Source organism: Candidatus Binataceae bacterium (assembly GCA_035500095.1).
In the GTDB taxonomy this organism is placed as follows: Bacteria; Desulfobacterota; Binatia; order Binatales; family Binataceae; genus JAKAVN01.
In genome coordinates, this window is the sequence record DATJXN010000027.1 from 1 (window position 1) to 20,825 (window position 20,825).

The window sequence follows — 20,825 nt, forward strand, 5'->3', positions numbered from 1 at the left end:
ACGCCGGCGCGTATCATGATGCGGCGTGCGCGCGGCTTGTCGCCCATGAGGCGAATATGGCGCGCCAGCGGGCCGACGAAGTGCAGACCCGAGCGCCGGCACGCCTCGGCGAAGTCGCCGTTCTCGGAGAGAAAGCCGTAGCCGGGATGCACCGCGTCGGCGCCGTAGGTCAGCGCCGTGCTGATGATCGACGGGATGTTGAGGTAGCTGTCTTCGGCCGCGGCGGGCCCGATGCACACCGCCTCGTCGGCCATGCGCACGTGCAGCGCGTCCTTGTCGGCGGTCGAATAGACCGCCAGCGTCGCGATGTCCAGTTCGCGGCAGGCGCGAATTATCCGGATTGCGATCGTGCCGCGGTTTGCTACCAGCAGTTTCTTGAACATGGCGCGGTCGCTTACGTCGGGCGCGGCCTCAGCCGGCCTCGATTATCATCAGGGGCTGCCCGTATTCGATGGGCTGGCCATTGTCGCACAGGATCTTGACCAGCTTACCACTAATCTCGGCTTCGATCTCGTTCATCATCTTCATCGCCTCGATGATGCAGAGCGCCTGGCCCTTGCGCACGCTGTCGCCCTCCTCGACGAAGGGATCGGAATCGGGCGACGCGGCGCGGTAAAACGTCCCCACCATCGGGCTCTGCACGTAGCGATGACCGGGAGCGAGCTCCGGCGCGGCCGCCGGCCGCGTATTGGCCGCCGCAGCGCCGGCAGCGCCGGACGCGTTGGCCGCGGCCGCGCGCGCTACGGCGAGCTTCGGCGGACCGGCCGGGGCTGGCGGATGCTCACCGAGGGAACCGGCCGAGCGCACCAGGCGCACCTTGCCCTTTTTGTCTTCGATTTCAAGCTCGCTCAGCCCGAAGTCGCGCATCAGAGCGAGCAGAGCTTTAAGTTCCCGCAGTTCCATCGATGCTCTAGAAGTACGGCGCACGCCGTCTCGCGTTACGCCAAACGGCGTCCGGCGGTTAGGCATCCGCAGCGCCCTGCTTCGTCTCGATCATCCGCCTCGCCGCGCGAAGTGCGAGCAGATAGCCCTCGGCGCCAAATCCCATGATCCGGCCAACCACGATGCCCGCGATGGTCGAGTGATGGCGAAACGGCTCACGCGCGTACACGTTGGACAGATGGACCTCGACGGTCGGCAGATCGCAGGCGGTGATCGCGTCGCGGATGGCCACGCTAGTGTGGGTATAGGCGGCCGGATTTATCACCAACGCCCCCGCGCGCCCGCGCGCCCGCTGGATTCGGTCCACGATCGCTCCTTCACTGTTGGACTGGAACGTCTCGACCTTGAGGCCCAGTTCGCGTCCCAGTGCCTTGAGTGCGCGGTCGATGTCACCCAGACGCGTGCGGCCATAGATTTCCGGCTCGCGCTGGCCGAGCAGGTTGAGGTTCGGTCCGTGGATGATCAACACCGTCGTCAGTGCCGTCGGCGCGCCTCGCACCTTGGTTTCCGCGGCGGGACCGGGTTTTTCCCTGATTGCCATCGCTGGCGGGCATTGAAGCCTACCAACCCACGGCTTTCAAGCAACCATCGTGGTGCGCATCAACAGCGCCGCGCGGCCTGACGCGCCAAGACATCACTAATCATCCCGCTTCTCGTCTTGGCGTGTTCGCCGCGAAGCCAGCGCGGCCTGATAGACCTCGCGCCGGCTGCGCCCGCCCAGATGCGCGATCACCGTGCTCGCCTGCTTGAGCGAAAGCCCGGCCTCGCAGAGCATTTCCACCGTGAGTGCTGGCGCGGCGGCTGAATCGCCGGCGCGGGCTTCCTCTTCCGCTTCCTGTTCACGGCCGGCCCCGGCTACCACCAGCGTAATCTCTCCACGCGCGGGCGTTGCGGTGAAGCGCGCCGCCAACTCCCCTAAAGTTCCGCCCACCACCTCCTCGTAGGTCTTGCCGATTTCGCGCGCGACGGCGGCCTCGCGCGCGGCACCGAAGATTTCGGCCATGTCGGACAGCGCCGCGCCAAGCCGGCGCGCCGCCTCGAAGAACACCATCGTACGCCGCTCGCGCCCAAGCGCCTTCAGCTCGTTTTGCCGTGCTCCTGCCTTTGAGGAGAGGAACCCCTCGAACGTGAAACGATCAGTGGGCAATCCGGCGATCGAGAGCGCTGCGACCACCGCCGACGGGCCTGGAATCGCGCCGACCTCGATTCCGGCGTCGAGCGCCGCGCGCACCAGCCTGAAGCCCGGGTCGGAGATGGCTGGCGTACCAGCGTCGGTTACCAGCGCGATCCGCTCGCCGCGGCGCATCCGCTCAATCAGTTCAGGCGTGCGGCGTTCTTCGTTATGCTCGAAATAACTGACGGTCTGTGTGCGAATCGAATTAGCGGCGAGCAACGGTGCGATTCGCCGCGTGTCCTCGCATGCAATCAGATCGACCTCGGCCAGAGTCGCCAGTGCGCGGGGGCTCAGATCGGCGGGGTCGCCGATCGGCATCGCAACGACGTAAAGCTTTGCCGCCACGCGCGGCTATCGGCGTCGGATCTCTTCCCGGACGACCGTCTCGTCGGCCTTGCGCGCCGCGACGACGCTCATGTGCATGAGACCGAGCATCCCGAGCGCCAGGACTGTCTCGAACGAGTCGCAACCGACAAAGGCCGCGATTCCGCTGAGCAAGCCGAAGAACAGGGCAAACCGTATCGAAGACATTTCACACTCCCTCGATCTCCGGCGATGTGCCCCCGCATGCGCCGGCCGAATGAAAAGTCCGATCGAAAAATCAACCTTCAGTCGTAAATATACATCCGTGCGCGGACGCTGACCATGAAATTGCGATCGGACGGGCAAAAGCGGTCCCGGCTGTTTGCTCTAAATCTTTCGTGTTTCCTTTAGCCGATTCTTATCATTCGATGACCCGTCGAGTAGCCTCCGTCGGCGACTACGGCCTGTCCGGTGATGAAAGATGCGTCTTGCGAGCACAGGAAAAGCGCGACGCGCGCAATTTCTTCGGGTTCGCCGGCGCGCCCCAACAGATGCATCGCGGCGAACGCCTGATGGGCTCGCTCGCGCCGCTCGGGTGTGAGGTTGTCGAAGCCGCTCTCGTACAGCGGCGTTTCGATCGATCCGGGACAGATACAGTTGACGCGAATCCCGTGCTCCGCGTAATCCATCGCCAGCGACTTGGTCAGCAGGATGACGCCGGCCTTCGCGGCGCAGTACGCAGCCATCTGGCGAAAACCCTCGATCCCGGCGACCGACGCGGTGCTCAGGATAACGCCGCCATTTTTCATCAGCTCGGGCAGGGCGTATTTGCAGCCGAGGAAAACGCCCTTTAGATCGACGTCGATCGTGCGATCCCACTCCTCCTCGGTGAGCATATGGGTGCGCCGCGCAAAGCCGATGCCGGCGTTGTTGTAAAGGATGTCGAGGCGGCCGAAGCGGCCCACCGTCTCGGCCACCATCCGCTCGGTATCGGCGGCTTTCGATACGTCGGCCACAATCGCTATCGCCTCGCCGCCGCTGCTGGTGATTTCGGCAACGACCGCGCGGGCGTTGTCCGCAGCGCGATCAGCCACCGCGACCTTCGCGCCTTCGGCGGCGAACAGCAGCGCGGTCGCCCGTCCGATTCCCGATCCCGCGCCGGTGATCAGCGCAATTTTTCCGTCGAGCTTACCCATTTCCGTTTCACTCCGTTTGCTTCGCCGCGCGGTTGTCGGCCGCCGCGGCCAGGCGCTATAGCATCTAGCCTGCGACCCTCAGCGCATCAAGCGCGAGACGCTTTCGAGGAGGTTCCACGCGATGGCACGTCTGCCCTATCTCGACAAATCTGACCTGGCGCCGGAGAACCAGGACCTGCTCGCGCGCAACATCAATCTCGTGCGCGCGCTGGCGCACAGTCCGGACGGCGCGCGCGCTTTCAGCGCGCTCGCCACGTTCATCCGCTTCAAGAGCCGGCTCGATCCGCGCCTGCGCGAGTTGGCGATCCTGCAGGTCGGCTATCTTACCCGTTCGCCCTACGAATACTCGCATCACGTGAAGATCGGCCGCGAATTCGGAGTTTCGGACGGCGACCTTCGCGCGCTCGCGGAAGAGACCGCGGGCCGGCAAAGCGCCCTGGAGCCGCTCGCGAAGGCGGTGCTCCGCGCGGCCCGCGAAATGACGCGCGACCTCGCGATATCCGACGCGACTTTCGCCGCGCTCCGCGCCGAACTGGACAACGAACGCCTGGTGGACCTGGTCATGACCATTGCCGTTTACAACGGCGTAGTGCGGTTGCTCGCTACGCTGCAGATCGACGTCGAGCCGGAGTACCAGCACTATCTCGAGGAATTTCCGCTGCCGAGGAAATAGAGGATCATGCGCCGCTGCGCCTTGCGAGCGACGCTCGCCTACGACGGACCAGTGAAGAAGTGCATCGAGCGGTCGGCGAAGGCGATGATCGGCGTCCAGTAAAGTCCCAGTACGATCGTCGCGCACGCCAGCACACCCATCAGGCCGTAAGTCCACGGCTCGAACGTAAGCGGGGTCTCGTCGCCGTGAGGCTCCTCCAGGAACATCATCCTGACCGGGGCCATGTAGTAGTACAGCGAGATGGTCGAATTGAGGATGCCGATCACCGCGAGCACGTAGAAGTGCGAACGAATCACCGCGGCAAAGATGTAGAACTTGCCGATGAAACCGACGGTCGCGGGGATGCCGGTCAGCGAAAGCAGGAAAGTCGCGAGTGCGATTGCCGGCAGCGCGCCGCCCCGCCAGGCAAGTCCGCGATAGGCTTCGAGGTCCTCGCGCCCGGTCGCGTTGGCCACGATCATCACGACCAGGAACGCTCCCGCGTCCATCACGTAGTAGGCGAACAAGTAGAACAGCATCGCGCGCACGCCGTCGTTGGTCAGGATCACCACGCCCATCAGCGCATAGCCGGCCTGCGCGATCGACGAGTACGCGAGCAGCCGTTTCATGTTGGTCTGCTGGAGCGCGGCGAGGTTGCCGAGCGTCATCGTGATCACGCATACGACCAGCAAAAGCTGCGGCCAATCGACGCCGACGAGCGCCTGCCAGTTTCCGCCCGCGCCCAGGCGCGAGATCGCGGGATAGAAAAAGCGGGTCAGCAGTGCGAAGCCAGCGGCCTTCGAACCCACGGCGAGAAAGGTCGTGACCGGAATCGGCGCGCCGGTGTAAACGTCGGGCGCCCACATGTGAAACGGCACAGAGGCGATCTTGTAGCCGAGCCCCGCCAGAATCAGCACCAGCGCGATGAACACGGTGAGCACGGGCAGATGGCCGGGTGCGCTCAGCGCCTGGTTGATCGCGCCAAAGTCGAGCGAGCCGGCGATCCCGAAAATCCAGCTCATTCCGTAAATCATGGTGCCCGAGGCGACGCCGCCGTAGATCAGGTACTTGAGCGCGGCCTCCTGGGAGCGCCGGTTGCGCCGCAGAAAGCCGGTCAGGATGTAAGAGGTCAGGCTCACCAACTCGAGCGCCAGGTACGCCATCAGCAGATTCGCCGCCTCCGCCATCAGGAACATCCCGAGCGTGCTCGCGAGCAGGATGGCGTAGTACTCGCCCTGGTCGCTGTGGCGCACCTCAACCGAGCCGATCGACATCCACACCGCGACCAGCGCGGCCAGCGCGATCAGCGCGCGGAAGAAGACGGCGAAGGCGTCGAACACCAGCATGCGATGGAACAGCCATGCGCCGCGCTGCGCCGGCTCGATCGCGATGAGCACGAGCGCACCGGCGGTGATGATGAGCGCGATATCGCCGAGCGGCGTCTTGTCGCGCAGGACCAAATCGACGACCACCAGCAGGACGACGCCCGCGGTGAGCAGCAATTCGGGAAGGAAGTGGCCGAGGCTCGCGAAGTTGCCGAGGTCCATTCTGATTCGCCTGGTGTGGCTCGTTCGCCCGCTTTGTCCCGCCCGGCTCAGTCCGCCTGAATCCGTCCGCCGATCGGCCGCTGCCCGCGTCCGCTCTTCATGGCGCCCCGGCGGCGGCCGCCGGCGCATGCGCCATTAGCACGACCTGGTTGACGTGATTTAACGAGACGCCGAGCAGGTCGAGGATGGCGTGCGGATAAACGCCGAGGATCAGCACGATGATCGCGAGCGGGACGAGGGTGAAGGCCTCGCGCAGCGTGAGGTCGCCAAGCGTCTTGTATTTCTCGTTGAGCGGGCCGAGATAGATACGCTGGAAAGTCCACAGCATGTAGCCCGCGGTCAGTATCGCGGTGCCTGCGCCAAGCACGGTCAGCACCGGGTAGGGCTGCCATGCGCCGATCAGCACCAGCACCTCGGAGATGAAGGCCGAGAGCCCAGGCAAGCCCATCGCGGCGAAGAACGCGAAGCCGGTGAGCGCGGCATACATTGGCATCTGGCTCGCGAGGCCGCCGAAGCCCGCGATCTCGCGATGGTGCGTGCGATCGTAGATCACCCCGACCAGCAGAAAGAGCATCGCGGTGATCGTTCCGTGATTGAACATCTGCAGCACCGCGCCGTTCAATCCGGCCGTGGTCAGCGCCGCCATCCCGAGCATCACGTAACCCATGTGGCTGACCGAGGAATAAGCGATGAGTTTTTTATAGTCGCTCTGCGCCATCGCGCACAGTGCGCCGTACACGATGTTGATCGTGCCGATCGCGCCGAGCGCCCAGAAAGCGAATTCATGGCTCGCCGCCGGCAGGATCGAAAAGTTGATGCGCAGGATGCCGTAGGTGCCCATCTTGAGCAGCACGCCGGCCAGGATGACGCTGATCGCGGTGGGCGCCTCGACATGCGCATCGGGCAGCCAGGTGTGGAACGGAAACGCCGGAATCTTGATCGCGAAACCGATGAACAGCGCGATCCAGGCCACGCGCTGAAAGGTCATCGAGTAGCTGCCGGAATTGGCCGCAAGCTCGATCATGTCGAAGGTCGGCGTCGCCCCGTAATAGTACAGCCCCAGCATCGCGAGCAGGATCAGCACCGAGCCGAGCAGCGTGTAGAGAAAAAACTTGATCGCTGCGTACTCGCGCCGCGGTCCGCCCCAGATGCCGATGAGGAAGTACATCGGCAGCAGCATCACCTCCCAGAAGATGTAGAACAGGAAAAAATCGAGCGCCACGAACACGCCCATCATGCCGGTGTCGAGCAACAGCAACAGCGCATAGTAGCCGCGTTCGCCGCGTTCGATGCTGAAACTCGCGAACACCGAGATGAAGCAGATGATCGCGGTCAGCAGAACCATCGAGATGCTGATCCCGTCAACGCCGAGAAAATAAAAAATGTGATAGGCCGGAATCCAGGCGCAATGCTCGGTGAATTGAATGGCCGCCGTCGCGGTATCGAACTTGGCATAGAGCCATGCTGCGATAAGCACTTGCGCCAGGGTGGCCGCGGCCGCGATCCAGCGGATGAATTTCTCCTGGCCTCGGGGGCATGCGAGGATCAGGACCATTCCGATGAGCGGGATAAAGGTGATCAGGGTCAGCGGATGACTCATCGTCGGTTGCGCGATCCGGCTCTTGGCCTCGACGCTCCTCCCCGCCTCCGCCTCAGGTCCGCAGCATCGCGCGAACGATGAGGGCGAACGTAACCGCCGCCAGAATTCCGTACAGGTAACCGTTGATCGAGCCGGTCTGCAGCCGCCGCATCCGCCGACCCGCATCCAGCGTCACGTTGGAGATGAGATTGACCAGTCCGTCAACCACGTAGCGGTCGAGCAGCCCCGAGAACCACGAACCGACAACAGTCAGCGTGGCGGCGAAGTTGACCATCCAGTCGATTACGTGGAAATCGAACCAGGCCGCGGCGCGCGAAGTCTCGAGCGTCGCGGCGACCGGGCCTGCCGCGTACGCCTCGTCAACGTAGTACTTGTTCAACACTGCGCGATAGAGCGCGCCGCCCCACAGTTCGCCGACCCAATCACAGGCGGTCGAGCCCTGGCGATAGATGAGATCGGCCAGGAACCATCCTGCGCCAACCATCGCGAGCGACAGCAGCGCCAGGCCGGCCTCGGCGCCGCGGTTCTCGGCGGCGGATTCAACCACCTGCCGCGTCGCGGGCGCGGCGAACACGGGCGCGAGGAAATTAGCAAACGGATGGCCGAAAGGATCGAGTCGCTCGATAAACGCCGGCAATCTTACGAAGCCGCCGATCATCGAAAGCGCGCCCAGCACCACCAGCGCGAGCGTCATCGACGGCGGCGATTCGTGCAGATGATGCTCCTGTTCGTGCGACCCGCGGAACTCGCCGAAGAAGGTCATATAGACCTGGCGGAACATGTAGAAGGCCGTGATTCCTGCGCCGATCCACAGGAGCGCCCAGAGCAGCGGATGGCCGTGCGCGAAGCTGTCCCAGATGATCGCGTCCTTCGACATGAAGCCCGCAAACGGCGGAACGCCGCAGAGCGCGAGCGTCGCGGCAAGAAAAGTCCAGCAGGTGATCGGCAGCCGCTCGCGCAGGCCGCCCATCAGCCGCATGTCCTGCACCCCGCCCATCGCGTGAATCACCGAACCCGCGCCGAGGAACAGGCAGGCCTTGAAGAACGCGTGCGTCATCAGGTGAAAGACGCCGTCAACGTAGGCGCCGACGCCGACCGCCGCAAACATGTAGCCGAGCTGGCTCACGGTCGAATAGGCCAGCACCTTCTTGATGTCGTCCTGCGTGGTGCCGATGGTGGCGGCGAAGAACGCGGTCAGCGAGCCAACCGTCGCGATCGCGAGCATCGTCGCCGGCGCCATCGAGAAGAGGAAATTGAGCCGCGCCACCATGTACACGCCCGCCGTCACCATCGTGGCCGCATGGATCAGCGCGCTTACCGGAGTCGGCCCCGCCATCGCGTCAGGCAGCCAGACATGCAGCGGAATCTGCGCCGACTTTCCGGTCGCGCCCGCGAACAGCAGCAGCGTTACGAAGGTGACCAGCGACATCCCGAAGTAACCCGGCGCTCCGGCAAGCGCCGGCGCGAAGCGGGCGACTTCGCGGATGACCAGGGTCGGATGGCCGACCGCGCCGAGTCCGGTGAACAACGCATAGAGCGCGACCACGAACGCCCAGTCGCCAACGCGATTGACGATAAACGCCTTGTTCCCGGCAGCGGTATTGGCGAGTTCCTTGTACCAGAAACCGATCAGCGCGAAGGAGCACAATCCCACGCCTTCCCAGCCGACGAACATCAGCCAAAGATTGTCCGCCAGCACCAGCACCAGCATCGCGAACGTAAACAGATTGAGCCACGCGAAGAAGCGCCAGTAGGACTCGTCCTCGTGCATGTAGCCGGTCGAGTAGAGGTGAATCAGGCCGCCGACGCCGGTGATGATCAACACCATCAGCATCGAGAGCGGGTCGAGCGAGAGCGCGATGTCGAGGTTCAGCGGTCCGACGTGAATCCATCGCCACAGGTCGTCGAGCATGAAGCGATCGGCGGGCGCCGCCGCCAGCATCCGGACCCAGGCGTAAACGGCAATTGCGAAAGCCGCCGCCACTGTGCCGCATCCGACAACGCTTATCGCGCGCTTGCCGAATTCGCGCTGGATGTGCGCGCCGGCGAAAAAGTTCACCGCCGCGCCAAGCAGCGGCAGCAACACGATCCAGCGCACGAAATCGGCCGCGAGCGGATGCTCCATCGCGCTAGAGCCTCACCTCAACCCCACCGCAATCGCGCCCAATCCGACCCAACGACGACAAGCGGGATCGCCAACGGGGATCGGGTCGATATAAGCAGAAAGCGCGGCGAAAACAAGGCAAGCGCGGCGCCCGAAGCGGCGGCACGGGCCGCAGCGTGGAGCCGTGGCGCTCGGCGCGGCGGCGACGCTCAGCCGCTGAGCGTCTCGGTGGCATCGACGTCGATCGTCCGCAGGTTCTGGTAGATGGCGAGGATCACGGCGAGCCCGATGACCGCCTCCGCCGCCGCCAGCATGATTACGAAGATCGCAAAGATCTGTCCGTCGTAGCGCGCGCCCCCAAAGTAGGCGAAGGCGAGATAGTTGATATTCGCGGCGTTCAGGATCAGCTCGATACCCATCAGGATGCCGATCGCGTTGCGCCGCGTCAGCACGCAGTAGGACCCGAGCAGAAACAGGATCAGCCCCAGCACCAGGAAATGGTCGAGCGTAATTCCTCCGGCCATACGGTTAGCCTTCACCCTTGTCCGCAGCCGCGCCCGGCGGCGCTGTTGTGGCATCCCGAGATGGCGCGGAGTTCTGACCAGGCACCGGGTCCTGGCGCGAGATAACGACCGCGCCGATCAGCGCCGCCAACAAAACCAGCGAGGCGATCTCGAACGGCAGCACATACGCGCCTAAAAAGGCGTTGCCTACGCTGTAGGTCGTCGCCGAGACCTCGATAGCTGACGCGACATGCCACGGCGTCCGCAATGTCGCATACAGCATCACCGCTCCCGCGAGTGCCACCACGCTCAAGCCCGCGAATGGTCCCGCCGCCCGATTCGAAACGGCAACATCCCCAATTCCCTGGGTCAGCATCACGGCAAAAATCGTCAGCACCACGATCCCGCCCACGTAAAGCAGTACCTGCACCATCGCGACGAAGTCCGCCGCAAGCAGAATATAGATCCCGGCGACTCCCATCAGGGCGCCGACCAACGCAAACGCCGAGTAAACGATGTTGCGTGAGAACGCGACCAGCGCTGCAAAGCCGACGGTGACCGCGGCAATGACGTAGAAGACTATTTGCGCTGCGAGCGGGTTCAGCATCGTAGCAGTCCCCTTGCGCGCGGCCGGAAGGGCTATGCCGGTTCCGGCTCGTCCTTTCCGGAATTAGGACCGGCTGCCGAAGCGGTGGTCTCCGCCGCTTCGGCTGCCGGACCCTGCGGCTTTGCGGCAACGGGGCCGGCGGGCGCGGATGCGCCCGCCGCGGGCGGAGTGGCGGACGGCGCCGCTGCGGAAGCGGGTTTCACGCCAACTGCCGCGGCGGCGCCGCCCGCCGGCGGCGAGGCAGGCTTCGGCGGCGCCGCCGGGGCCGCCGCCTTCGCCGCGGCCCCGGCGGCGGACGGCGCTGACCCTGCCGGCGCGGCGGGCGGCTTGCCGCCCGGCTGCGCCCATTCCTCGACGTAACGCATGCCGCGCTCCAGCAGATGCCCGACATGGACGTCGGGCTCGGGACCCTTCTTGACCTTGTAGGCCACCAGCGGCTCGGGTACGAAGCGGCGAATCAGGCTCTCGAGCGAAAAGTCAGCGCCCTCGAATTCGGTCGTATGATGGATCGATCCGGTGGGGCACGGCTCGCTGCAGAGCCCGCAATACATGCATTTGGCGATGTCGATATCGAACTGCGAGATCGTCAATTCGCGGGTCTGCGCATTTTTCTCGCACACGATAACGATGCAATCGATCGGACAGGCACGCTCGCACGCGAGGCATCCCGTACAAATTTCCAGGTCAACGTCGAGGATACCGCGATAGCGGAAGGGCAGCGTGTCCTGCACGCGCACCGGCGTGCGATCCGGGTACTGAATCGTGTAGGGGCGGCGGATCAGATGCGACGCGCTCACCGCCATGCCGTCGAAGATGGTGACGACGGCGTCCCTGATATGGCGAAAGTATCCGCTTGCCACACCCATCTTGTTCAGTCCGTCAACCTCGCGATTGGTCAGGGTCGTTCAGATCGTGGGATGCAGGTACATCTCCATCCGTGAGCGCCTGAGATAGTACATTACGCGCTGGATGAAGAGCACGGCGATCGCCACGCCCAACGCGAACATTACATAGCCCGCGACCCGATTGCCTTCGGGCCAGATTGCCACCCACACCGCGGTGCCGATCATATTGATGAACGAAATCGGGACAAAGAACTTCCAGCAAAGCGACATCATCTGGTCGATTCGTACTCGCGGGAGCGTGCCCCGCACCCACATCGAGGTAAAGACCAGAAACAGCACCTTGACATTGAAGCTCAACAACTCGAGCACGTTCATCACGACAGGATTCGCGCTCAGCCGCGGCGCCTGCCATCCGCCGAGATACAAGGTCGTGATAAGCGCGCCGGCGATGAACATGTTGCCCCACTCGGCGAAGAAGAAAAGCAGATAGCGCATCCCGCTGTACTCGGTCGCAAACCCCGCAACCAGTTCGGACTCGGCCTCCGGCAGATCGAAGGGCGTGCGATTACCTTCGGCGAGCGCCGAGACGTAAAGCACGATCGCCGCGACGAAGCAGAACGGATTCGAGAACAGGAACCAGTGGTAAGGCTCCCATTCCTGGGCCCGGATGATCCCCTGCATGGAGAGCGTGCCGGTGATCAGCACCACCGGGAAAATCGACATCCCGGCGGGAATCTCGTAGCTGATAATCTGCGCCGCCGAGCGGATTCCGCCGATCAGCGACCATTTGTTGTCCGACGCCCAACCGGCCATCAGCACGCCGACCACCGTCAGCGCGGTTACCGCGGTGAAGTACAGGATGCCGACGTTGAGGTCGGCCAGGATGAGCGCCGAGGAAAACGGCATCACTGCCCACGGCAGCACGAACCCGAGTACCACCAGGTAGGGCGCGAGCTTGAACAGCCTGGGGTCGGCCTCGTCCGGGATGACGTCTTCCTTGAGCACGTGCTTGGCGCCGTCGGCCAGCCATTGCAGCGAGCCGTTGGGGCCGACGCGGTTGGGGCCGACGCGCGACTGGATCCGCGCCCACACGCGGCGCTCGACCCAGCTCACGATCCCGGCGAAGGGGAACGCCACGCCCAGAAAGACCACCGCGCTCAGCGCGAAGATGAAGGCCGCATAGACGAGGTCGCGCGGCGGATTTTTTCCGAAGTCGCCGGCCGCGATAAGGCTGTCGATCCAGTTCTGCATCGGCGTCCTAGCGATCGATCTCCGGCGCGATAACGTCGAGGCTCGCGATGAGCACCACGAGGTCCGCGATCATCAGTCCGCGGCTGAGTTTCTGGATGATTCCCATAGCGGCGAAGGAGCCGGTGCGCACGTGGACCCGCCACGGATAGCCGGTGCCGTCGCTAACGACATACCATCCCTGGTCGCCGCGCGCGCTTTCCACCCGCACCTGGCATTCGCTGGCCGGCGGCCTGAGATTGCGCACCACCTTGGCCAGCACCGGACCGTCGGGCATCCGCGTCAGCGCCTGGCGGAGGATCTTCGACGATTCGCGCATCTCGTAGATCCGCATCATGTAGCGGTCCATCGAGTCGCCGATCGTCCCCCACTCGCCGCGGCCGATGGGAACGTCGAAATCGAAGTCGGGATAGACTGAGTAGGGCATCTCCTTGCGCACGTCCCATTTGACGCCGCAGGCGCGCAGATTGGGACCGACGAGGTTGTAGTTTATCGCCTCCTCGGCGCTGATCGGCGCGACGTTGGCCAGGCGCTGGATGCAAATCTTGTTGTAGGAGAAGAGCGCGTTGTATTCCTCGAGGATCGGGTCGAGATGGTCGAGGTAGGCGAGCGCCTTCTCGCGCCATCCCGGCGGCAGGTCCCACGCCACGCCGCCGATCCGCATGTAGTTGAAGGTAAGCCGCGCGCCGCAGAGCTCCTCGATCAGATCGTTTATCATCTCGCGCTCGCGCAGCGCGTGCAGAAACGGCGTCATCGCGCCGATATCCATCCCCATCAGACCGACGGTCAGCAAATGCGACGCGAGCCGGTTGAACTCCGTCGCGATCACTCGGCAATACTCGCCGCGGCGCGGGACTTCGATATTCGCGAGCTTCTCGCACGCCATCGCCCAGCCCTGGTTGGTGAACATCGCGCACACGTAATCGACGCGGTCGGTGTAAGGCATGAACCCGTGATAGCCGACCTTCTCGGCAATCTTTTCAATCGACCGATGGAGGTAACCGACGTCGGGCACAGCCTCGCGCATCACCTCGCCGTCGGCGCGGATCACGAAGCGCAACACCCCGTGGGTCGAGGGATGCTGCGGCCCCATGTTGAGGGTCATTTCCTCGGTGCGCAGCGTTGGTTCGGCGGTGTCGCTCATTTCTTCTTGTGCTGGTCCTTGAGTTGATCCAGGCGAACGATCGGGCTTTCGCGCACGGTCGAGATACCGTGATATTCCTGCGGCTCGACGAAATCCTTGCGCAGCGGATGGCCGGGCCAATCCTCGGGCATCAGGATGCGGCGGAGATCGCTATGGCCCTCGAAGTTGACGCCAACCAGGTCGAAAATCTCGCGCTCCATCCAGTTGGCGGACTTCCAGATGTTCTCGACGGTCGCGACGCGCGGCTCCTCGCGCGGCAGCCTCACCTTGAGCACGGCGCCGTGACGATGGAGGTACGAGAACAGATGGTAAACGACCTCGACGCGGTCCTTGTAATCGACGCCGGTCTCGTTCGACAGGCAATCCATCGCAAGCTCTGGTTCCTCGCGCAGGTAGCGGCAGATTTCGAGGAGCGCGGCCGGATCGACGACCGCAAAGGGGTCGGGCTTTTTCTCTACCGTCTCCAGAATCCGCTCGCCGAAGCGCCCCTTGAGTCGCTCGTATATCTGGAGCGGCTCCATCGTTGACGGCGGCTAAGCGGCCTCTCCGTTGGCGGCTGGCGCCTTGGCGAGCCAGCGCTCGGTCATGATCTTCTCCTGCAGCTTCAGCAGGCCCTCGGTCAGCGCTTCCGGACGTGGCGGGCATCCCGGCACGTAAACGTCGACCGGGATTACCTTGTCGACTCCGTCGCACACCGAGTAGGCGAGCTGGAACAGGCCGCCGCAGTTCGAGCAGCTGCCCATCGAGATTACGTACTTAGGATCGGGCATCTGGTCGTAGAGCAGCCGCGTCCGCAGCGCCATCTTGAGCGTCAGCGTGCCCGCGATGATCATCAGGTCGGACTGGCGCGCGGAGGCGCGCGGCGTGGCGCCGAAGCGTTCGATATCGGCACGTGGACCGCCGGTATGCATCAGCTCGATCGCGCAGCAGGCGAGCCCGAAGAGCATGTACCAGATGCTCGACTTGCGCATCCAGTTGATCAACTCGTCGGTCTTGGTGGTCAGAACATAGTCCGGCAGGCTGTTCAGCAGGGGCATTTTCAGGACCCTCCAGCTATCAGTCTACGCTTCCGGTGAGAGGGTTGCTTGCGGGGACCTGCTTTACCCATTCGAGGTCGTGCTTGACCCAGACGTAGGCCAGTCCCACCAGCAGGATCAGCAGAAAGATGAGCAGTTCGGCGAGCGCGAACAGCCGCTGACCGTGGCGCACCCAGTCGGAAAACACGACCGCGACCGGGTAGATAAAGGCGATCTCGACTTCGAAGATCACGAAAACCAGCGCGATCAGATAGAAGCGAACGTTGAAGTTTATCCAGGCGCGGCCGGTAGGTGGTTCGCCGCACTCGTAGGTCATCAGCTTGCGCGCGTGCGGATTACTCGGCGCGAGCAGTTTCTGCAGGCCGATCAGCAGCGCCGAGACGCCAAGCGCCAGGATAGTGAGGGCAAGGGCGACGCTGAACTGAAAGTACATAGCCTTTACATCTGCGGCCGCGCGTGGCGACCCTGCGACACTCAGCGCACGCGGCTATCGATAATCCTCATCTAGTTGGCGAAGATCAGACTGTCAACTCAGCCTGTCAACATGGGGATCCGCCGAAGAGCGGAAAAATGGAGGCTCCGCTCAGGAGCGGAATCGTCCGCGCATCACGAATTCCGTTTGCGGCTTGCGCACGCGCGGCGCAAGCTCGCGCTGGCGCAGCGATTCGGAAAGCGCCGCCGGATCGCCCGGATAGCCCGCGGCGATCGCGGCCACCGGCTCGTAGTCTTCGGGCACGCCGTAAAGCTCGCGCACCTTGTCGGGATAGAAACCGGCCATCGGATGCGCGAACAGCCCCATCGCGGTCGCCTGCAGAATCAGCTGCGCTGTCGCCAGCCCGACGTCGTGGATCGCGTGGCGGTTCGGCTTGCCGTTCTGGGCGAAATTCAGTCGCGCCACCGACACCATCAACACCGGCGCATGGGAAGCCCAGGCCTGGTTGCCCTCGACCAGGCAGCCGAGCAGGCGCGCGAACTCGGCCGCATCGTCGCGCGTGGCCACAATAAAGCTCCACGGCTGTTCGTTGTAGCAGGAGGCCGACCAGCGTGCCGCCTCGAACATGCTCGCGAGCTTCTCCGGCTCGACCGGACGCTCCGAGAACGCCCGCGGACCCCATCGCCGCCGGAGCACGTCTTCGATCGGATAGTCCGTCTCTGCCGGCTTTTGCATGGATCAAATTACCGTGGTACCGGCAGGTTCCTCGATCACGCGGTTTTCGATATGGCCGATTTTCTCAATCTCGATCCGCACCACGTCGCCGGCCTTGAGCCAGCGCGGCGGCTTCATCGCCAGGGCCACGCCCGACGGGGTTCCGGTCGAGACGATCAGACCGGGCTCGAGCGTGCACACGGTCGAGAGCGTCTCGATGATCGAGAAGCAGTCGAAAATCAGATGGCGTGTGTTCGAGTGCTGACGCACCTCGCCGTTGACCAGCGTGCGCAAGTCGAGCGCGTGCGGATCGCCGATTTCGTCCGGCGTCACGATCCACGGACCGGTGGGACCATGCGTGTCCCAGGACTTGCCGAGCGTCATCGTGGCTGACTTGCGCTGCCAGTCGCGCACGCTCACGTCGTTGATGATCATATAGCCGCCGATAACCTCGTGTGCGCGATCGCGCGGCACGTGACGGCAGCGCCGGCCAATTACAAAGCCGAGTTCGCCTTCATAGTCGAGCGCCTCGGACGCGCGCGGCCGATGAATCGGATCGTAGGGTCCGTTGACGCAGGTGATCTGCTTGTTGAAGAAGATCGGAAACGTGGGACGCTCGCGCCCTGTTTCTCCAATATGGTCGGCGTAGTTAAGGCCGATCGCGAGGAATTCCGGCGGACGCCTAACCGGGGCTTCGAGCCTGACCTGGCCAAGCGGAATCCGGCTTTTTCCCGCCGCCGCAGACGCGCGCGCGCGATCCATCGCACCTGCGCCGGCCGCGAGCAGCGCCGCCATCTCGCGCGGCAGTTCCGGAGCCGCCGCGGCCAGGTCGACCACCGCGTCCTCAACCACGACGCCGATTCGCGTGCTTCCCTGATGGGTAAAGGTTGCGAGCTTCATCTCATTTCCCCCGGCCCGCGCAGGCGCGCGAGCGCTAAACGATACGGGCGGCGCGAGCGCGCGAGCCGCCGCGACCGCCAACCTGATGCGTTCACTTCACACGCTTGAGGAGAGGCTCGAGCACTTCGGCGCGCAGCCATGCGCCGTGCTTGTCCGCACACGCCATCATCGCAACCCCCGCGCGCGTCTCCGCCACCAGCGGCTTGCGGCACTGCGGACATAACGCCGCCTCACCCTTTTTGCGCAGCTTCTCGAGCAGTTCCTGGTCGTGCTGATGCGCCCATTGCTCTTCGCGCGCATGTTCCACGTCGCGAAGCTTCTCACCGAGGCGATCTTTTTCGTCCATTTCTCCCTCTGCCCCGCCTTTTTCCCGGTTCCGCGCGTAGTCCCCTCGAGTCTCCGTTGATGCATCCGCGATTCGGCACGCGGCGCGGGACCTGCTTACTGCATTTCCTTGATCAGCTTGCCGCTGCGCGCTTTTTCGACCGTCTCCTCGAATTTAGATCCGAGGTCGGCGCCCATTTCCTTGGCGCGCTTTTTGGCCCACAGGCCGACGTTGCGCGAATCGCGATAGAACGATTCGTCGCGCGGCTTCGAGGTATCGAACTCCGCCAGACGCGAGGCCTCGCTCGAAACCACGGCAAACGACGACATCACGCGCTTAAGCCGCCCCGCACCACACGCGGGACAGACGGGCCGCTCGCGCCGACGCGAACCCATCACGACGTGCGAGCTTATCCTTGCGCAGGCCGCGCATTCGTACTCGTAAATCGGCATCGCAATGACAATAACTCCGCCCAGTGAAGCGGGCAAACCGCGGCCCCGTCGATTCCGCCGGATACCCGCCTGACCGGCCCGCGCCCATTGTCATCAAACTGCGGGCGTTGCTACCATTCCGCAGCGATTTCGCGGCGCTTGAGCCGGATTCGGCAAGGAGAGACGACGATGAAGCTTTACGATTACAAGATGGCGCCCAACCCGCGGCGCGTGAGAATCTTCCTTGCCGAAAAAGGCGTCCAGCTTCCCGACGAACAGATCGATCTCGCCAAGGCGCAGAATCGCAGCCCCGAGTTCCTGAAGATCAATCCGTTCGGCGGAGTCCCGGTGCTGCAACTCGACGACGGCACGATACTTGCCGAGACGGTCGCGATCTGCCGCTACTTCGAAGAGACCCATCCCGAGACGCGACTGATGGGTACCGACGCCCGCGACAAGGCGCTCGTCGAGATGTGGCAGCGGCGGATGGAACTGTACCTGTTCACACCGGTAACCGGGGCATTTCGCAACACCTCGGATTTCTTCAAGGGACGCATCCCGCAGGTGCCCGAGTACGGCGAGGTCTGCCGCCAGGCGGCGGAGAAGATGTTCGGGATGATCGACGGCTTCCTGGCCGACAGCAAATTCATCGCCGGCGAGCGTTACACTATCGCGGACATCACGGCGCTGGTGGCGATCGATTTTGCCCGCCTGGTCAAGCTGCGGATAGTGCCCGAGCAGAAGAACCTAGCGCGATGGTACGAGGCGGTGTCTTCACGTCCGAGCGCCAAAGCCTAGAGTTTTCGGACAAGCCGGGTTCGCAGGAAGCGAGGCCGTAGCTTGTCTGCCGGCCTCGCTGCGGTTCATCGCCGTTCGGCCGCAGGCGGACCGTATTTCAAAGCGCGGGACTCCAGTTCATACAGTGCGGGCGGGCCGTCGCCGCCGGCCAGACCGGACTGCATCACGAGTTTCATGCGATCGCGGAGCGCAGGGGCCACCTGCGCGAGTTCGCGCGGACGGGCAACGACGTATATCGGACGATCGGCGGCCAAATCGGCGCTCAAAACAGCAGGGTCGGCAAGGTCGAGGCCCCAGATTCCGCGACCGTAATAGAAGGACAACTCGTAGTCGTGGCCATGCGCGACGTAAAGCGGCGCGTCGTCGCCGACTCGGCGCTGAATCTGACTCGCAAACGTCTTCATCGATCGCATGCGCGCGGAGGCGGGCTTGAGCGTGCCGGCGAAAAGCGACGAACCGGCGATCGCTATCGCCGCCAACCCAGCGCCGGACCAGAGCGGCCGGCGACCCATCAGGCCGGCGAACACGCAGATCGCGCCCGCGCTCAAGAGGGCGGCAAACACCGCAAACGGCGGCGCCATCCGACGCATCCCGCCGAGAAACAGCGTGAGAAAGTCGGCGTCGCTCGATCGCAGTCTCGCCGAAAGCGCCGCCGACAGATGCGGCTCATGCGCGGCAATCAGGGAGCCGGCGACCGCCGCGATGGATACGGCCGCGATCGCCGCCGCAATGAGATTGCGCATCCCGGCCGATGCTGAACCCTCGCGGCCGGGAGCGATCGCGGCGCCGGTGAAGAGGGAGGCAAAAAGAATCGCCAGCGAGGGCATCGCGGGCAGAATATAGTCGTCGCGTTTGGAACTGGCGACCGAAAAGAAAACCAGCACCGCCAGCACGAGGCTTAATTGAAAAAGCAGCGGCTTGCGTGCGCATTCATTCTCGTCGCGCCGCCAAAGCGATAGCGCAAGCGCCACGGCCAGCAGGCTCTGCGGCAGCGCGCCGCCGAACATCCGCACCGCGATATACCAGAGCGGCCGCGACGCCTCGCCCGTCCCGCCCATCGCCGAGGGCATGAAGTGGCCGAAATTCTCGGAAAGGAACACTCCGATCAGAAGCGGTCCGCCCGCGATGAACGCCGGCACGTACCAGCAAGCGCCAATCGCGATCGCTATGGCGGTCATCAGCCACGGCCATCCGCAGCGCATCACCGCAAGCGGAGACCGTCCACTCAGCGGCAGATAGATAAACCCCGCCAGAGCGATCAGCACAATCGCAATCGGCCCCTTGGTAAGTACTCCCAGTCCGAGCAGGACGCCGCCGCCGATCATCGTCGCGCGCGAGCCGTTCTCTTCCAGCAGCCGATACACGCAACACCACGCGGTGAAGAGCAGAAACGACAGCAGCATGTCGGTCAGCGCTAGGGTCGCGCGGCAGGCGAACCCGTAAGTCCCGAGCACAAAGGCGAGCGCGAGCCATCCGGTGGCCTCGCCGACGAATACCGCGCTCCAGCGCATCGTGGCGACCGCGAGCAGAACGCCTGCCGCAAGCGCGACCATTCGTGTGCCCACTTCGTTGTCAGCCACCGCACCAGTCTTCACTGCCAGCGCCGAAAGCCAGTAGTAAAGCGGCGGTTTGCGAATCAGTCCGCCGTAGTCGTCGCGCGGCAGCATCCATTGTCCGCGATCAACGACGGCCTGTACCCATTGCGCGGACTGCGGCTCCTGGTCTTTCTCGAACGGCGCACCAATTCCGAGACTGAGAACGATAGCCGCCGCAATCAGAGCGACCACTATCGCCCGCTGCGTACCGAGCCGTACCGGCGGATGCGAGGGCACCTCAATTTCCATCGCTGAGACGCTCAACTCGGTTCAGCCGCGCGGCGTACCCGCCCCGCGGTTGTGGCTCCGCAGCGGCTCAACCCATCGATAATCGAATCCGCCCGTCGCATCGAACATCACGACATCCATCACTTCCGCATTGTGCGCGTAGCCGAACCTGCTGCGGCCATCGACCAGGATGACGCCGGCCTGCCCCCCGGTAAGCACCGCCAGCTCGGCAATCGCGCGCTCGGCGACCGCCTGCGGCGAGCTGCGCTTCAGCGCCATGATCACTTCGCGGCAGAGCATGGCCTTCATAATGGCTTCGCCCTGCCCCGTCGCGGACGCAGCTCCGGCGGCGTCGGCAAAAGTGCCAGCGCCGATGATGGCGGAGTCGCCGACGCGGCCGGGCAGCTTACCGCTGACCCCGCCGGTGGAGGTCGCGGCGGCGAGCCCGCCGTGGGCGTCGAGCGCCACCGCGCCGACCGTGCCGAAGGGGCCGGGACCG

General features: G+C 64.2%; 25 protein-coding genes. 2 read left to right on the forward strand and 23 right to left on the reverse strand.

What is annotated here, in order from left to right; all coding sequences use genetic code 11:
- The 6 genes from VMI09_03755 to VMI09_03780 all read right to left on the reverse strand — a co-directional run.
- A partial coding sequence (locus VMI09_03755) for a biotin carboxylase N-terminal domain-containing protein (GenBank protein HTQ23784.1) occupies positions 1 to 383 on the reverse strand: 383 nt, incomplete at its 3' end.
- Positions 384 to 411: 28 nt separating this feature from the next.
- Positions 412 to 903 carry an acetyl-CoA carboxylase biotin carboxyl carrier protein gene (accB, locus tag VMI09_03760; GenBank protein ID HTQ23785.1) on the reverse strand — a complete coding sequence of 164 codons (492 nt, stop codon included), beginning with the start codon at positions 901 to 903 and terminating at the stop codon, positions 412 to 414.
- A gap of 58 nt (positions 904 to 961) precedes the next feature.
- Positions 962 to 1,483, reverse strand: a complete 522-nt coding sequence (aroQ, locus tag VMI09_03765) for a type II 3-dehydroquinate dehydratase (GenBank protein HTQ23786.1) — start codon at positions 1,481 to 1,483, stop codon at positions 962 to 964.
- Between the two features lie 96 nt (positions 1,484 to 1,579).
- Positions 1,580 to 2,461 (reverse strand): 16S rRNA (cytidine(1402)-2'-O)-methyltransferase, encoded by an 882-nt coding sequence (gene rsmI / locus VMI09_03770; protein HTQ23787.1) that lies wholly within the window; start codon positions 2,459 to 2,461, stop codon positions 1,580 to 1,582.
- Between the two features lie 6 nt (positions 2,462 to 2,467).
- Positions 2,468 to 2,647, reverse strand: coding sequence for a hypothetical protein (locus VMI09_03775; protein HTQ23788.1), 180 nt, complete (start codon positions 2,645 to 2,647; stop codon positions 2,468 to 2,470).
- 179 nt (positions 2,648 to 2,826) lie between these two features.
- Entirely contained in the window at positions 2,827 to 3,615 is a 789-nt protein-coding gene (locus tag VMI09_03780) for an SDR family NAD(P)-dependent oxidoreductase (GenBank protein HTQ23789.1), read from the reverse strand.
- Positions 3,616 to 3,736: 121 nt separating this feature from the next.
- Between VMI09_03780 and VMI09_03785 the strand changes: the two genes are divergently transcribed.
- Complete coding sequence (locus VMI09_03785) at positions 3,737 to 4,288, forward strand: carboxymuconolactone decarboxylase family protein (GenBank protein ID HTQ23790.1); 552 nt, start codon at positions 3,737 to 3,739, stop codon at positions 4,286 to 4,288.
- A 38-nt stretch (positions 4,289 to 4,326) separates the two neighbouring features.
- Here the strand turns inward: VMI09_03785 and VMI09_03790 are convergent, their stop codons facing one another.
- The 15 genes from VMI09_03790 to VMI09_03860 all read right to left on the reverse strand — a co-directional run bounded on the left by VMI09_03790 (position 4,327) and on the right by VMI09_03860 (position 17,726).
- Complete coding sequence (locus VMI09_03790) at positions 4,327 to 5,814, reverse strand: NADH-quinone oxidoreductase subunit N (protein ID HTQ23791.1); 1,488 nt, start codon at positions 5,812 to 5,814, stop codon at positions 4,327 to 4,329.
- Between the two features lie 97 nt (positions 5,815 to 5,911).
- A complete protein-coding gene (locus tag VMI09_03795; GenBank protein ID HTQ23792.1) occupies positions 5,912 to 7,414 on the reverse strand; it encodes an NADH-quinone oxidoreductase subunit M in 1,503 nt (500 codons plus the stop codon).
- 52 nt (positions 7,415 to 7,466) lie between these two features.
- A complete protein-coding gene (gene nuoL / locus VMI09_03800) occupies positions 7,467 to 9,539 on the reverse strand; it encodes an NADH-quinone oxidoreductase subunit L (GenBank protein ID HTQ23793.1) in 2,073 nt (690 codons plus the stop codon).
- A gap of 188 nt (positions 9,540 to 9,727) precedes the next feature.
- A complete protein-coding gene (gene nuoK, locus VMI09_03805; GenBank protein HTQ23794.1) occupies positions 9,728 to 10,042 on the reverse strand; it encodes an NADH-quinone oxidoreductase subunit NuoK in 315 nt (104 codons plus the stop codon).
- Positions 10,043 to 10,046: 4 nt separating this feature from the next.
- Positions 10,047 to 10,628 carry an NADH-quinone oxidoreductase subunit J gene (locus tag VMI09_03810; GenBank protein HTQ23795.1) on the reverse strand — a complete coding sequence of 194 codons (582 nt, stop codon included), beginning with the start codon at positions 10,626 to 10,628 and terminating at the stop codon, positions 10,047 to 10,049.
- 32 nt (positions 10,629 to 10,660) lie between these two features.
- On the reverse strand, positions 10,661 to 11,488 hold the full coding sequence (locus VMI09_03815; protein HTQ23796.1) for a 4Fe-4S binding protein: 828 nt from the start codon (positions 11,486 to 11,488) through the stop codon (positions 10,661 to 10,663).
- Positions 11,489 to 11,533: 45 nt separating this feature from the next.
- Positions 11,534 to 12,724, reverse strand: a complete 1,191-nt coding sequence (gene nuoH / locus VMI09_03820) for an NADH-quinone oxidoreductase subunit NuoH (GenBank protein ID HTQ23797.1) — start codon at positions 12,722 to 12,724, stop codon at positions 11,534 to 11,536.
- A gap of 7 nt (positions 12,725 to 12,731) precedes the next feature.
- A complete protein-coding gene (locus VMI09_03825; GenBank protein HTQ23798.1) occupies positions 12,732 to 13,865 on the reverse strand; it encodes an NADPH-quinone oxidoreductase in 1,134 nt (377 codons plus the stop codon).
- Entirely contained in the window at positions 13,862 to 14,386 is a 525-nt protein-coding gene (locus VMI09_03830) for an NADH-quinone oxidoreductase subunit C (GenBank protein HTQ23799.1), read from the reverse strand. Before VMI09_03830 ends, VMI09_03825 begins: the two co-directional genes overlap by 4 nt.
- Before the next feature lie 12 nt (positions 14,387 to 14,398).
- Entirely contained in the window at positions 14,399 to 14,902 is a 504-nt protein-coding gene (gene nuoB, locus VMI09_03835) for an NADH-quinone oxidoreductase subunit NuoB (GenBank protein HTQ23800.1), read from the reverse strand.
- A gap of 19 nt (positions 14,903 to 14,921) precedes the next feature.
- A complete protein-coding gene (locus VMI09_03840) occupies positions 14,922 to 15,335 on the reverse strand; it encodes an NADH-quinone oxidoreductase subunit A (protein HTQ23801.1) in 414 nt (137 codons plus the stop codon).
- A gap of 150 nt (positions 15,336 to 15,485) precedes the next feature.
- On the reverse strand, positions 15,486 to 16,070 hold the full coding sequence (locus tag VMI09_03845) for a nitroreductase family protein (protein HTQ23802.1): 585 nt from the start codon (positions 16,068 to 16,070) through the stop codon (positions 15,486 to 15,488).
- A gap of 3 nt (positions 16,071 to 16,073) precedes the next feature.
- Positions 16,074 to 16,949 (reverse strand): fumarylacetoacetate hydrolase family protein, encoded by an 876-nt coding sequence (locus tag VMI09_03850; protein HTQ23803.1) that lies wholly within the window; start codon positions 16,947 to 16,949, stop codon positions 16,074 to 16,076.
- A 91-nt stretch (positions 16,950 to 17,040) separates the two neighbouring features.
- Positions 17,041 to 17,295, reverse strand: a complete 255-nt coding sequence (locus VMI09_03855) for a hypothetical protein (GenBank protein ID HTQ23804.1) — start codon at positions 17,293 to 17,295, stop codon at positions 17,041 to 17,043.
- 95 nt (positions 17,296 to 17,390) lie between these two features.
- Positions 17,391 to 17,726 carry a zinc ribbon domain-containing protein gene (locus tag VMI09_03860; protein HTQ23805.1) on the reverse strand — a complete coding sequence of 112 codons (336 nt, stop codon included), beginning with the start codon at positions 17,724 to 17,726 and terminating at the stop codon, positions 17,391 to 17,393.
- A 168-nt stretch (positions 17,727 to 17,894) separates the two neighbouring features.
- Here VMI09_03860 and VMI09_03865 point away from each other — a divergent pair, with 168 nt between their 5' ends.
- Positions 17,895 to 18,503, forward strand: a complete 609-nt coding sequence (locus VMI09_03865) for a glutathione S-transferase family protein (protein ID HTQ23806.1) — start codon at positions 17,895 to 17,897, stop codon at positions 18,501 to 18,503.
- A 65-nt stretch (positions 18,504 to 18,568) separates the two neighbouring features.
- On the opposite strand, the gene VMI09_03870 is transcribed toward VMI09_03865, so the two are convergent.
- Entirely contained in the window at positions 18,569 to 20,347 is a 1,779-nt protein-coding gene (locus tag VMI09_03870; GenBank protein ID HTQ23807.1) for a glycosyltransferase family 39 protein, read from the reverse strand.
- A 21-nt stretch (positions 20,348 to 20,368) separates the two neighbouring features.
- The coding region (locus tag VMI09_03875) for an isoaspartyl peptidase/L-asparaginase (protein HTQ23808.1) at positions 20,369 to 20,825 on the reverse strand (457 nt) is incomplete at its 5' end.

Coding starts and splice junctions, on each gene's coding strand:
- accB (HTQ23785.1), bottom strand. CDS start 903: ATGGAACTGCGGGAACTTAAAGCTCTGCTCGCTCTGATGCGCGACTTC.
- VMI09_03860 (HTQ23805.1), bottom strand. CDS start 17,726: ATGCCGATTTACGAGTACGAATGCGCGGCCTGCGCAAGGATAAGCTCG.
- VMI09_03855 (HTQ23804.1), bottom strand. CDS start 17,295: ATGGACGAAAAAGATCGCCTCGGTGAGAAGCTTCGCGACGTGGAACAT.
- nuoL (HTQ23793.1), bottom strand. CDS start 9,539: ATGGAGCATCCGCTCGCGGCCGATTTCGTGCGCTGGATCGTGTTGCTG.
- VMI09_03830 (HTQ23799.1), bottom strand. CDS start 14,386: ATGGAGCCGCTCCAGATATACGAGCGACTCAAGGGGCGCTTCGGCGAG.
- VMI09_03785 (HTQ23790.1), top strand. CDS start 3,737: ATGGCACGTCTGCCCTATCTCGACAAATCTGACCTGGCGCCGGAGAAC.
- nuoH (HTQ23797.1), bottom strand. CDS start 12,724: ATGCAGAACTGGATCGACAGCCTTATCGCGGCCGGCGACTTCGGAAAA.
- VMI09_03775 (HTQ23788.1), bottom strand. CDS start 2,647: ATGTCTTCGATACGGTTTGCCCTGTTCTTCGGCTTGCTCAGCGGAATC.
- VMI09_03810 (HTQ23795.1), bottom strand. CDS start 10,628: ATGCTGAACCCGCTCGCAGCGCAAATAGTCTTCTACGTCATTGCCGCG.
- VMI09_03790 (HTQ23791.1), bottom strand. CDS start 5,814: ATGGACCTCGGCAACTTCGCGAGCCTCGGCCACTTCCTTCCCGAATTG.
- VMI09_03840 (HTQ23801.1), bottom strand. CDS start 15,335: ATGTACTTTCAGTTCAGCGTCGCCCTTGCCCTCACTATCCTGGCGCTT.
- VMI09_03870 (HTQ23807.1), bottom strand. CDS start 20,347: ATGGAAATTGAGGTGCCCTCGCATCCGCCGGTACGGCTCGGTACGCAG.
- nuoK (HTQ23794.1), bottom strand. CDS start 10,042: ATGGCCGGAGGAATTACGCTCGACCATTTCCTGGTGCTGGGGCTGATC.
- VMI09_03865 (HTQ23806.1), top strand. CDS start 17,895: ATGAAGCTTTACGATTACAAGATGGCGCCCAACCCGCGGCGCGTGAGA.
- VMI09_03845 (HTQ23802.1), bottom strand. CDS start 16,070: ATGCAAAAGCCGGCAGAGACGGACTATCCGATCGAAGACGTGCTCCGG.
- VMI09_03780 (HTQ23789.1), bottom strand. CDS start 3,615: ATGGGTAAGCTCGACGGAAAAATTGCGCTGATCACCGGCGCGGGATCG.
- VMI09_03825 (HTQ23798.1), bottom strand. CDS start 13,865: ATGAGCGACACCGCCGAACCAACGCTGCGCACCGAGGAAATGACCCTC.
- VMI09_03795 (HTQ23792.1), bottom strand. CDS start 7,414: ATGAGTCATCCGCTGACCCTGATCACCTTTATCCCGCTCATCGGAATG.
- nuoB (HTQ23800.1), bottom strand. CDS start 14,902: ATGCCCCTGCTGAACAGCCTGCCGGACTATGTTCTGACCACCAAGACC.
- VMI09_03850 (HTQ23803.1), bottom strand. CDS start 16,949: ATGAAGCTCGCAACCTTTACCCATCAGGGAAGCACGCGAATCGGCGTC.
- aroQ (HTQ23786.1), bottom strand. CDS start 1,483: ATGGCAATCAGGGAAAAACCCGGTCCCGCCGCGGAAACCAAGGTGCGA.